This window comes from Methylocystis sp., from assembly GCF_021731785.1.
GTDB lineage: Bacteria > Pseudomonadota > Alphaproteobacteria > Rhizobiales > Beijerinckiaceae > Methylocystis.
On record NZ_JAKFWS010000034.1, the window covers coordinates 54,208 to 65,067 of the forward strand.

Annotated in this window: 12 protein-coding genes; 5 read left to right on the forward strand and 7 right to left on the reverse strand. The window is 63.2% G+C overall.

Features of this window, described 5'->3' with window-relative positions:
* The 5 genes from glpX to petA all read right to left on the reverse strand — a co-directional run bounded on the left by glpX (nt 1) and on the right by petA (nt 5,338).
* Nucleotides 1-990 (reverse strand): class II fructose-bisphosphatase, encoded by a 990-nt coding sequence (gene glpX, locus QZ964_RS07015; protein WP_292530342.1) that lies wholly within the window; start codon nt 988-990, stop codon nt 1-3.
* Nucleotides 991-996: 6 nt separating this feature from the next.
* Nucleotides 997-2,295, reverse strand: coding sequence for a homoserine dehydrogenase (locus QZ964_RS07020; RefSeq protein ID WP_292530344.1), 1,299 nt, complete (start codon nt 2,293-2,295; stop codon nt 997-999).
* 149 nt (nt 2,296-2,444) lie between these two features.
* Nucleotides 2,445-3,524 carry a cytochrome c1 gene (locus tag QZ964_RS07025; protein WP_367119241.1) on the reverse strand — a complete coding sequence of 360 codons (1,080 nt, stop codon included), beginning with the start codon at nt 3,522-3,524 and terminating at the stop codon, nt 2,445-2,447.
* On the reverse strand, nt 3,517-4,755 hold the full coding sequence (locus QZ964_RS07030) for a cytochrome b/b6 (RefSeq protein WP_292530346.1): 1,239 nt from the start codon (nt 4,753-4,755) through the stop codon (nt 3,517-3,519). The genes QZ964_RS07025 and QZ964_RS07030 overlap by 8 nt, the downstream gene beginning before the upstream one ends.
* A gap of 52 nt (nt 4,756-4,807) precedes the next feature.
* Complete coding sequence (gene petA / locus QZ964_RS07035; protein ID WP_292530349.1) at nt 4,808-5,338, reverse strand: ubiquinol-cytochrome c reductase iron-sulfur subunit; 531 nt, start codon at nt 5,336-5,338, stop codon at nt 4,808-4,810.
* A 199-nt stretch (nt 5,339-5,537) separates the two neighbouring features.
* Between petA and QZ964_RS07040 the strand changes: the two genes are divergently transcribed.
* The 3 genes from QZ964_RS07040 to hemF all read left to right on the forward strand — a co-directional run bounded on the left by QZ964_RS07040 (nt 5,538) and on the right by hemF (nt 7,762).
* Entirely contained in the window at nt 5,538-6,014 is a 477-nt protein-coding gene (locus tag QZ964_RS07040) for a tRNA (cytidine(34)-2'-O)-methyltransferase (RefSeq protein ID WP_292530351.1), read from the forward strand.
* 98 nt (nt 6,015-6,112) lie between these two features.
* The gene (locus QZ964_RS07045; protein ID WP_292530353.1) at nt 6,113-6,784 is read left to right on the forward strand and encodes an rRNA methylase; all 672 of its coding nucleotides are present in this window, start codon (nt 6,113-6,115) and stop codon (nt 6,782-6,784) included.
* A 63-nt stretch (nt 6,785-6,847) separates the two neighbouring features.
* On the forward strand, nt 6,848-7,762 hold the full coding sequence (hemF, locus tag QZ964_RS07050; protein WP_292530356.1) for an oxygen-dependent coproporphyrinogen oxidase: 915 nt from the start codon (nt 6,848-6,850) through the stop codon (nt 7,760-7,762).
* A gap of 143 nt (nt 7,763-7,905) precedes the next feature.
* Here hemF and QZ964_RS07055 read toward each other — a convergent pair whose 3' ends face one another.
* Complete coding sequence (locus QZ964_RS07055) at nt 7,906-8,280, reverse strand: GtrA family protein (RefSeq protein ID WP_292530359.1); 375 nt, start codon at nt 8,278-8,280, stop codon at nt 7,906-7,908.
* Between the two features lie 2 nt (nt 8,281-8,282).
* Nucleotides 8,283-8,582, reverse strand: coding sequence for a cytochrome c (locus QZ964_RS07060; protein ID WP_292530362.1), 300 nt, complete (start codon nt 8,580-8,582; stop codon nt 8,283-8,285).
* Between the two features lie 100 nt (nt 8,583-8,682).
* On the opposite strand from QZ964_RS07060, the gene QZ964_RS07065 reads away from it, so the two are divergent.
* Complete coding sequence (locus QZ964_RS07065; RefSeq protein WP_292530366.1) at nt 8,683-9,231, forward strand: DUF924 family protein; 549 nt, start codon at nt 8,683-8,685, stop codon at nt 9,229-9,231.
* Nucleotides 9,232-9,605: 374 nt separating this feature from the next.
* The coding region (gene carB / locus QZ964_RS07070) for a carbamoyl-phosphate synthase large subunit (protein ID WP_292530369.1) at nt 9,606-10,860 on the forward strand (1,255 nt) is incomplete at its 3' end.

Sequence of the window (10,860 nt, forward strand, 5' to 3'; positions counted from 1 at the left end):
TCAATCGAACTTTCCCACCGCCTGATGCATCGCGTGGATGCGGCGGATCGTGCCGGTCGCCGAGCGATAGACGATCGTCTCGGTGTCGATCGTCGTCCTGCCGAGCGATACGCCCCCGACGAGCGGCCCAGCGGTGACCCCGGTCACGCAGACGACGACATCGCCGGCCGCCATGTCGCCGACCGAGTATTTCCGGCGCGGATCGATCGGGCCGAGACGCTGGGCCTTGGCGATCTGATCGCGAGTCTCAAGCGCGAGCCGCCCCTGCATCTGACCGCCGGCGCAACGCAGCACGCAGGCGGCAAGCACCCCTTCCGAGGCGCCACCGCGGCCAAGATACATGTCGACGCCGGTTTCCGAAGGATGCGTGGTGAGAATGATCGCCGCGACGTCGCCGTCGGTGATGAGGCGCACGCAGGCGCCGGCCTTGCGGCAGGCGCGGATGATTTCGGCATGGCGCGGCCGATCGAGAATGCTCACGGTGATTTCGCTCGGCCGCACGCCCTTGGCGATGGCGAGCGCCCTGACATTGTCGCCCGGATCACGGTCGAGATCGATCGTGCCTTCCGGATATCCAGGACCGATGGCGATCTTGTCCATGTAAACGTCGGGCGCATGCAGGAGCGAACCGGCCGGCGCCATGGCGACGACGGCTAGCGAGCCCGGCATGTCCTTGGCGCAGAGCGTCGACCCCTCTAGCGCCGCAACGCCGAGGTCGACACGGGGACCGACGCCCGCGCCGATTTCTTCGCCCATATAGAGCAGCGGCGCGGAGTCTTCGTCGCCCTCGCCGATCACGATGCGTCCGCGCACGGGAAGTCGCGACAGCTCTTCGCGCATCGCCTCGGCCGCCGCGAGATCGGCGGCCATTTCGTCGCCCCGTCCGCGCAATCTGGCGGCCGCGACCGCAGCGCGCTCGGAAGCGCGCGCCAGCTCCAGCGTCAGATAACGGTCGATCTGCGACGCATCGGGTTCAGGTTGTTGCGTCATGTCGCGCTACTCGCGTTCGATGCGGATGACCTGCGCGCGCGAGACGATGACGCCGTCCTGATAGATCAAGTCCAGCGCCTCGCGCACCAGATGTTCGCTCGTCGCATGGGTGATGAGGATGACGTCGACGCAATCGCCCGGCGCGCCGCGCGCGCCGCGCTGCACGATGCTTTCCAGCGAGATGCGCCGCTCGGCCATGCGCGTCGCGATCTTGGCGAAAGCGCCCGCGACGTCGCGCACCGACATGCGGATGTAATAGCCGCCTTCGTGGCGCTGCATCGGCGTGCGCTTAAGCTCCGCGAGCTTCGCCTTCGGCAGGCCGAAAGGCGCCGAACGCACGCCCTTGGCGATGTCGGCGATGTCGGCGACGACGGCCGAGGCGGTGGCGTCGCCCCCGGCGCCTGGGCCAACGAGCGTCAGTTCATGCACCGCGTCGGCGTCGATGGTGACGGCGTTCAAGACGCCCATTACCTGAGCGACGGCGGTTTTTTTGCTGACCATGGTCGGATGCACGCGCTGCTCGACGCCGTCGGCGGTGCGCTGCGCGACGCCGAGCAGCTTGATGCGGTAGCCAAGTTCGGCCGCCGCGTCGATGTCGGCGAGCGTGACGCGCTCGATGCCTTCTATATCGATCGCCTCCGTGGCGATGCGCGTGCCGAAGGCGAGCGAGGTGAGGATCGCGAGCTTGTGGGCAGTGTCGAAACCGCCGATGTCGAAGGTCGGATCGGCCTCGGCGTAGCCGAGGCTTTGCGCCTCCTTCAAGCATTCCTCAAAAGACAGCTGCTCCTGCTCCATCCGTGAGAGAATGTAATTGCAGGTGCCGTTGAGAATGCCGTAGACGCGCTCGATCGAATTGCCGGCGAGCCCCTCGCGCAGCGTCTTGACGATCGGAATGCCGCCGGCGACCGACGCCTCAAAGGCGAGCGCGGCATGTTTTTCCTCGGCGAGCGCCGCGAGATGCAGGCCATGCGCGGCGAGCAAGGCCTTGTTGGCGGTGACCACCGCTTTGCCATGGGCGAGCGCCGTTTCGACGCAGGCGCGCGCCGGACCTTCCGAGCCGCCAATCAGTTCGACGAAAAGGTCGATCGACGGCGAGGCGGCGAGCTTGACCGGATCGTGGAAAAATTCCGCGCCGGAAAGGTCGGCGTCGCGCTCCTTCGCGGCGTCCCTAGCCGAAACGCCCGCCAGAACGATGCGCCGCCCGGTGCGGGCGGTCAGCGCCTCGGCCTGCCGGCGGAGCAGACGCGCCACCGCCGCGCCGACGGTGCCGAGACCCGCGATGCCGACGCGCATGATCTCAGACATTTCAACCTTTCCGGGAAAAATGGCGAGCGATCGAAGCCCAGAGACGTAGCGCCTTGTGCCCGATTTGGCGGCTTCGATCAAGAAATCGCCGCTGCCGCCCGATGTCGCCAACGCCGTTGTGCGTCCGTCGAAGCTGGATCGCGCGCTGATTAGTGCGGCACGTCCGTCCAGATTTTGCGCTTCGTATAATAGAGCAAGCCGACGAAGACGAGCAGGAAGGCGATGACCCCGAGCCCGACGCGCTTGCGGGATTCGAGATGCGGCTCGGCGACCCACATCATGAACGCCGTAACGTCCTTGGCGTATTGATCGATCGTCTGCGGCGCGCCGTCGTCATAGGTCACCACGCCCGCGGAAAGCGGCGGCGGCATGCCGATGCGCCGGCCCGGCATATAGGGATCGTAGAATTGTCCTTCCGGCAATTTCACGTCCGGCGGCGGGTCTTCGTAGCCCTCCATCAGCGAGACGATGTAATCGACTCCGTGCTCCTGATAGGAAAATCCCGGCAGGGCGTCGAACAGGAAAAGCGGAAAGCCGCGCGAATAGCCGCGCGCCTTGGCGAGAACTGACATGTCCGGCGGATAATTGCCGGCGAGCGCGGCGCGCGCCGCCTGTTCATTGGCGAATGGCGGCGGAAAGCGGTCGCTCGGACGCGCCGGCCGATCGTAATATTCGCCCGCCTCGTTGGGCCCGTCCTTGACCTTGTAGCTCGCGGCGAGCGCCTCGACCTCCTTTTCGGAAAACTCGGGCCCGCCGGGCTGCGAAAGATTACGGAAGGCGAGCATTTTGATCGAATGGCAGGAGGAGCAGACCTCCTTGTAGACCTTGAATCCTCTGCGCAACTGCGCCCTGTCGTAGCGGCCGAACGCGCCCGCGAAGCTCCAGTCGAAGCGCCGGGGCTTTTGCTCATGCCGCGCGCTTTCGTGACGCGCCTCCTTTTCCTTCGCGGCAGGCGCGGCGACCTGATCGGTCGCCTGCGTGGCGGCCGCGGCGCCCTGATCGGAGTCCTTCGCGGGAGGCACTTTGACCTGATCTTCCTTCGCGGCAGGGGCTGTGGCCTTATCGGCGGCGGATGGCTCGGCGGCCTGATCGGCGGCGGAGGGAGGGGTCTCCTCCAGCGTCAAGGCAGGACCAGCCAGCGCCACCGTCGCGGCGAGCGCGAGGGGAATGAGCGTCAAGCGCTTCATCCAAGGGACGACGCGACCCGATTTTTCATGCGCCTCAGACATGGGAGGCTTCCCTGCGCACGATCGAGGCCTCGATCGACTCTGGAACCGGCTCCGGCTTCTCGATCTTGCCCAGGATCGGCAAAATCACCAGGAAGTGCAGGAAATAATAGGTTGAGAATAGCCGCGCGAACCAAAGGTAAGCGCCTTCGGCAGGCTGCGCGCCGAGATAGCCGAGGCCGATGCACACCGCGAGAAAGACCCAGAATTCCTTGCGAAACAGTGGGCGGTAGACCGCCGACTTCACCTTCGACGTGTCGAGCCACGGCAAAGCCGCGGTGATCAAAATCGATGCGAAGAGCGCGATGACGCCGATCAGCTTGTTCGGAATCGCGCGCAGGATCGCATAGAACGGCAGAAAGTACCATTCCGGCACGATGTGCGGCGGCGTCACAAGCGGATTGGCTTCAATGTAATTGTCCGGATGGCCGAGATAGTTCGGCACGAAAAACGTCAGCCATGTGTAGACCACGAGAAACGCCGCGATGCCCACGCTATCCTTCAAGGTCGCATAGGGCGTGAAAGGAACGGTGTCCCTTTTGACGTTCTTCACCTCGACGCCGGACGGATTGTTCTGGCCTGTCACATGCAGCGCCCAAACGTGAAGCATAACGATGGCGACGATGATGAACGGCACGAGATAGTGCAAGGCGTAGAAGCGGTTGAGAGTCGGATTGTCGACAGAGTAGCCGCCGAGCAGCCAAGTGGTGATCGACGTGCCGACGACGGGAATGGCGGAGAAAAGATTGGTGATGACGGTCGCCGCCCAGAAGGACATCTGCCCCCAAGGCAAGACATAGCCGAGGAATCCTGTCGCCATCATCAGCATGAAGATAATGACGCCGAGAATCCACAAGACCTCGCGCGGCTCCTTGTAGGAGCCGTAGTACATGCCGCGGAAGATATGGATGTAGACGGCGAGAAAGAACATCGAGGCGCCATTGGCGTGCGCGTAGCGCAGCACGGTTCCCCAATTCACGTCGCGCATGATCTTTTCGACGGAATCGAAGGCAAGCGTCGTCTCCGGCGTGTAATGCATGGCGAGAACGACGCCGGTCACGATCTGAGCGACAAGCATGAAACTCAAAATCGCGCCAAACACCCACATGTAGTTGAGGTTCTTCGGCGTCGGATAGGCGACAAAGGAATCGTGCATAAAGCTCAAAATCGGCAGGCGACGCTCCAACCAGCGCGCGAAGCCGCCTTTGGGCGTGTATTGGGAATGTCCTTCCATGGGCCTGGTGCTCTCGGGATTCGCGCGGAAAATTGAAGCCGTTCGGCCTTGGCTAGCCGATCTTGATCTTCTTATCTGCGATGAAGGCGTAAGGCGGCACTTCAAGGTTGGTCGGAGCCGGACCGCTGCGAATCCTCCCCGAAAGGTCGTAAACGGAGCCATGGCAGGGACAGAACCAACCGTTAAATTCGCCCTCCTTGCCGGTCGGTATGCAGCCGAGATGCGTGCAGACGCCGACGACGACGAGCCACTGAGGCTTTTGGACGCGTTTGGCGTCCGGCTCCGGATCGGGAAGTTCCGACAACGGAACGTCTTCCGCCGCTTTGATTTCGGCTGACGTGCGGTGACGCACGAAAACCGGCTTGCCGCGCCATTTCACCGTGACGATCTGGCCTTCCGGAACCGCCGAAAGATCGACTTCGGTCGAGGCCAACGCCAAAGTGGACGCGTCCGGATTCATCTGCGCAATCAGCGGCCACGCCACGCCGGCGACGGCTCCCGCAGCGGCGGCGCCCGTAGCGACATAGAGAATGTCGCGCCGGCTCGGCTCCGCCGGTTTCACGGCGGCGTCTTTGCTTGTCACGCTCGAACCTCTCCCAACGCTCTCAAGTCTTCGCGGCCGAGGCGGCGGCTGCGCCCAAGGCGACCGTTTTACGCGAATCTCCGCCGCTGTCCACAAGCCGCGATTGGGAAAATTGGCTATTTCCTCGGGCGCACAAGGGCGAGGCTCCGTTCGCGGCGATATGCCGCAAATTCCACCGTTTCAACGACGGAACGCGCGCATGGCTCCTCTTACGCTTGCTTTGTACCAGCCCGACATTCCACAGAACGCCGGGACTATGCTGCGAACCTGCGCCTGCCTTGGCGTCGCTGCGGCGATTATCGGACCTGCAGGTTTTCCCACAAGCGACCGCGACTTCCGGCGCGCCGGCATGGACTATCTCGATCACGTGACGATTGACCGACACGCGTCCTTCGCGGCCTTTCAAGCGTGGCGCGCCACATGCAGCCGGGCGGGCGAACCGCGTCGCTTGCTGCCGCTGTCAACGCGTGCGGACGTCTCCTATCTAGACTGCGCCTACCAGCAGGGCGACGTTCTGCTTGTCGGCCGTGAATCCGCCGGCGTGCCGGACGAGGTCCACGCCGCCGCCGATCTGGCGCTGCGCATTCCCATGCGCCAAGGCGTGCGCTCGCTCAACGTCGCCGTGGCCGCGGCGATGGCCCTGGGCGAGGCGCTGCGACAGTTGCGCGCGGTTTGATCATGTGCGCCGCCGCACAGCGCGCGACGAAATAACCCTCCAATTTGGAATTCATCGCGCGTCGTTAATGCGATGTTAATGAATTTTGGGAGGGCGGCATGACTCATCAGGCAATTCGCATCTCGCTCGCGCTTTGGGACCGGCTGCTCAAAGCTCTTAATGCGGCGTTGTTCACCGTCGTTCTCTGCATCGGGCTTTATGCGCTCGTGACCAATTTTTCGGAGGCGCGAGGCGCGGTCGGCAAGCTCTTCGCCAAATTCACCCAGATTGAAAGCTTCGAAGGGTTCAACGTGAAGGCGGCGTTCAAAGTCGATCAGATCGTCGAGTCGACGGAAATCTATCAGGCGCTGCCGGCGGAAATGAAAGACATCCTGCCCGACGACATTCTGTCCCTGCGGCCGAGCTGGGTCGAACGGCTTCTCTATGTGGGCGATCAGGGCAAACAGTGCGACTTCGAATTCGCCGATCAGAAAATGACCGAGGCCTATAATACCGATCGGCATCTGGCGGCCGACGGGCTCATCTCGATGAAGGACTCGCGCGAGGTGAAGGCGCAGGTTCTCGAAGACATGCGCCAGGCGAAAGCGAGAAACCGTGAGTGGCCGAACGGCGAGCCGCGCTCCTGCTACGTCACCGAACTCACCGAGCGCGGCAGGAACGTCAAGACCGCGCTTGTGCAATTCTTGCGCGCCGGCTTCGCGGCCGCGGCGGTCGCGCCGGCGGGGCGCCGTGACGGTTCGAAGATGAAAGTCGCGACTATTGCGCGATAGCCGTCTTGTAAAATTGACAATGACCGGCGGCGGCTTGATGAAGCGGCGACGAAGGAGACCTCGATGACCGCCGCGCAGGATCAGCTCGAAACCCGCAAGGACGCCTCGCGCGCATGGTTCGAGTCGCTGCAGTTACGCATCATCGCCGCTTTTGAGGCGCTGGAAGATCAGGCGCCTGGGCCGTTCGCGCCGGACGCAGAGGAACCGGCACGGTTCGCGCTCACCGCCTGGAGCCGGACGGATCACAGCGGCGCGCCCGGCGGGGGCGGCCGCATGGGAATAATCAAGGGGCGCGTTTTCGAAAAGGCCGGCGTGCATTGCTCGACCGTGTTCGGGACCTTCGCGCCTGAATTCGCCAAGCAGATCCCGGGCGCGGCGGAAGACCCTCGCTTCTTCGCGACCGGCATCTCGCTGATCGCGCATCCTTGGAACCCAAATGTTCCCGCCGTGCATATGAACACGCGCTTCGTCGTGACGAGCAAGGCGTGGTTTGGCGGGGGCGCAGACCTGACGCCGGTGCTCGACGGTCGACGCACGCAGAACGATCCTGACACGGTCGCCTTTCACGCCGCGATGCGCGGCGCCTGCGAGCGCCATCCGGTCGCCGACTATGCGCGCTTCAAGCAATGGTGCGACGAATATTTCTTTCTCGCCCACCGCAATGAGCCGCGCGGTATCGGCGGCATTTTTTATGACTATTTCAACAGCGCCGGAGACGCCGAAAACTCAGCATGGGACGCGGATTTCGCCTTCACGCGCAACGTCGGCGAAAGTTTTGTCGACATCTATCCCGAACTCGTGCGGCGCAATTTCGCGAAGCCCTGGAGCGAATCGCAGCGCGACGAGCAGCTGGTGCGGCGCGGCCGCTATGTCGAATATAATCTGCTCTATGACCGCGGCACGATCTTCGGCTTGAAGACCGGCGGTAACGTCGACTCGATCCTCTCCTCGATGCCGCCGCTGGTGAAGTGGCCTTAAGCGCCTCTCATCGATAACAGTCGCGTCATGCCCGCGCTTGTCGCGGGCATCCACGCGGCGCCGCTGCGGCTTCCTTGCAGCACTCATGGAATGTCACGGCGTGGATGGCCGGGACAAGCCCGGCCATGACGTCGCTGAGCGCCTCACCCGAACGTCCACCGCCTGTTCAGCGCGAAGGTCGCGAACATGGCGGCGACCGTCGTGACAATCTGTGCCGGCAGATAGGGCGCGCCCCAGCGATCGACGAATAGACTCATCAACGCATAAGTGACGCAAAAGCCCGCGAAGGCGACGAGCGCAAAGCGCCATGTCGCCTCGGCATGCGGCCTCTCGCTCGCGAAGACATGGCGTCGGTTGAGGATATAGGCGATGACCCCGCCGACGACATAGCCGCAGAGCGTCGCCGGCACGGGGCGCCAGCCCGCGGCTTCGACCAACGCGATCAGAACGGCGTAATGCGCGAGCGTCGCGACGGCACCGACCGAAGCGTACGCCGCAAGCTGGCGCGTCGTCGACATATTCAGCGCGGCATCGCGGCGTAATGACGGGCGATCTCCCGCATCTCGGCTTCGGACAGCTGGCGGCTCATGTAGCGCATCTCCTCATGCGGCCTCCTGCCGGAACGAAACGCCTTGATCTGGTTGAATAGATAGAGCTCATGCTGTCCGGCGAGATGCGGTACGTCGGCGCTTTTGGCGATCCCGTCCGCGCCATGGCAGGCCGCGCATTGGACGATGACGTCGGAAAGGTCGCCAGCGTGACCGCCCGATGCGTAAAGCAGGCAAAGAAAGCAGATCGGCAAGTGGATGATGATGCGCATAGACGCCCTATGGCCGAGATGAAAGAGGACCGATGATAGCGCAAATCCGCCGCAAAACGATCATAGCTACCAGCCAGGAGCTCATTCGAACGAAGGCGCCATGACTTATCCGCCTGCGTCTGCGGTTGAAGTTATCGATTTTTGGCGCGAGGCCGGACCTAACCTCTGGTTCGCAAAAAATGTCGAATTCGACCAACGCTTCCACGACCGCTTCCTCCACCTGCACGACGACGCCGCGCGCGGCGGGCTTCGCCATTGGCTTGAGACAAGCGCGGGCGCGCTGGCGCTCGTGCTGCTGTTGGATCAGTTTCCGCGCAACGCCTTCCGCGACACTCCGAGAATGTACGCAACCGATGAGTTCGCGCGCGAAATTGCCGCAAAGGCGATTGACACCGGCTTTGACTGCGATGTCGAGCCGCAATTGCAGGGCTTTTTCTACCTGCCGTTCGGCCATTCGGAGAGTCTTTCCGACCAGGAGCGCGCCGTGACGCTCGCGACACGGCTTGGCGGGCCATTTCTCTCCCACGCTGAAGGCCATCGCGATATCATTCGCCGCTTCGGGCGTTTTCCGCATCGCAATCCGATTCTCGGGCGCGAGTCGGCGGAAGAGGAGCGCCGGTTTCTCGAGGAGGGCGGTTACACCGGCTAACGGCGGCGCAGCCGCCGCGCCTCTTCACATCACCGTCATTCTCGTCTAGACAGGCGGCGACTTTCGAGCCGGGCGCGCCCCGCTCGCCGCCCGCATACCGTTCAGCCGATAGAATGACGGGCAAGTTCGGGACGCGTTCCGGTCCAAGGGCCGGACTCGCGGCCCTTTTTTATGCGCGGTCCCCTCCCGCGCGGGGATGCGCCGGAGTGAAAAGACGAAGGGGTTTCGTCATCCTGAAGAGGCGGCGCAGCCGCCGTCTCGAAGGACGAGGAAACCGCTGGACAAATCTCGCCCTCCTGCTTCGAGACGCGCCTACGGCGATCCTTAGCATGAGGGCAAAAGAGCGCTGACGAGCGGATGACAACTGAGGCGGCATGCCGAAAAGAACCGACATTTCCACGATCTTGATCATCGGCGCCGGCCCGATCGTCATCGGCCAGGCCTGTGAATTCGATTATTCCGGCACCCAGGCCTGCAAGGCGCTGAAGGCGGAGGGCTACCGGATCGTTCTCGTCAACTCCAATCCGGCGACGATCATGACCGATCCGGAGATGGCGGATCGCACCTATATCGAGCCGATCACGCCCGAAATCGTCGCCAAGATCATCGAGAAGGAACGCTACGCGGCGCCAGGCGGCTTCGCGCTGCTGCCGACGATGGGCGGACAAACCGCGCTCAATTGCGCGCTCAGTCTCGAGAAAATGGGCGTGCTGAAAAATTTCGACATTGAGATGATCGGCGCGACTGCCCATGCGATCGACAAAGCTGAAGACCGCGAGCTGTTCCGCGAGGCGATGACGAAGATCGGCCTGGAAACGCCAAGGTCGCATCACGTCAAGACGCTGTCCGCCGCGCTCGAGGCGCTCGACGACATCGGCCTGCCGGCGATCATCCGTCCGTCCTTCACGCTCGGCGGCACTGGCGGCGGCATCGCCTATAACAAGGCGGAATTCATCGAGATCGTCGAGCGCGGCATCGACGCCTCGCCGACCAACGAAGTTCTGGTCGAAGAGAGCGTGCTGGGCTGGAAAGAATATGAGATGGAGGTCGTCCGCGACAGAGCGGACAATTGCATCATCGTCTGTTCGATCGAGAACGTCGATCCGATGGGCGTTCATACCGGCGACAGCATCACCGTCGCCCCGGCGCTGACGCTGACCGACAAAGAATATCAGATCATGCGCGACGCTTCGATCGCGGTGTTGCGCGAGATCGGCGTTGAGACCGGCGGCTCCAATGTGCAATTCGCGGTCGATCCGAAAAACGGCCGCATGATCGTAATCGAGATGAATCCGCGCGTGTCGCGCTCCTCGGCGCTGGCGTCGAAAGCCACCGGCTTTCCGATCGCCAAGGTCGCGGCGCGGCTCGCGGTCGGCTACACGCTCGACGAGATCGCCAATGATATTACCGGCGGCGCGACGCCGGCCTCCTTCGAACCGACGATCGACTATGTCGTCACCAAGATTCCGCGCTTCGCCTTCGAGAAGTTTCCGGGCTCCGAGCCGATATTGACGACCGCGATGAAGTCGGTCGGCGAAGCCATGGCGATCGGCCGCAACTTCGCCGAGTCGCTGCAAAAGGCGTTGCGCTCGCTGGAGACCGGATTGTCCGGCCTCGACGAGATCGAGA

What these genes read in the sequence shown, in the direction of transcription:
- QZ964_RS07045 (WP_292530353.1), top strand. Translation starts at nt 6,113, where the DNA reads ATGACTCATCAGGCAATTCGCATCTCGCTCGCGCTTTGGGACCGGCTG.
- QZ964_RS07060 (WP_292530362.1), bottom strand. Translation starts at nt 8,582, where the DNA reads ATGCGCATCATCATCCACTTGCCGATCTGCTTTCTTTGCCTGCTTTAC.
- QZ964_RS07025 (WP_367119241.1), bottom strand. Translation starts at nt 3,524, where the DNA reads ATGTCTGAGGCGCATGAAAAATCGGGTCGCGTCGTCCCTTGGATGAAG.
- hemF (WP_292530356.1), top strand. Translation starts at nt 6,848, where the DNA reads ATGACCGCCGCGCAGGATCAGCTCGAAACCCGCAAGGACGCCTCGCGC.
- glpX (WP_292530342.1), bottom strand. Translation starts at nt 990, where the DNA reads ATGACGCAACAACCTGAACCCGATGCGTCGCAGATCGACCGTTATCTG.
- QZ964_RS07055 (WP_292530359.1), bottom strand. Translation starts at nt 8,280, where the DNA reads ATGTCGACGACGCGCCAGCTTGCGGCGTACGCTTCGGTCGGTGCCGTC.
- QZ964_RS07065 (WP_292530366.1), top strand. Translation starts at nt 8,683, where the DNA reads ATGACTTATCCGCCTGCGTCTGCGGTTGAAGTTATCGATTTTTGGCGC.
- QZ964_RS07030 (WP_292530346.1), bottom strand. Translation starts at nt 4,755, where the DNA reads ATGGAAGGACATTCCCAATACACGCCCAAAGGCGGCTTCGCGCGCTGG.
- QZ964_RS07020 (WP_292530344.1), bottom strand. Translation starts at nt 2,295, where the DNA reads ATGTCTGAGATCATGCGCGTCGGCATCGCGGGTCTCGGCACCGTCGGC.
- QZ964_RS07040 (WP_292530351.1), top strand. Translation starts at nt 5,538, where the DNA reads ATGGCTCCTCTTACGCTTGCTTTGTACCAGCCCGACATTCCACAGAAC.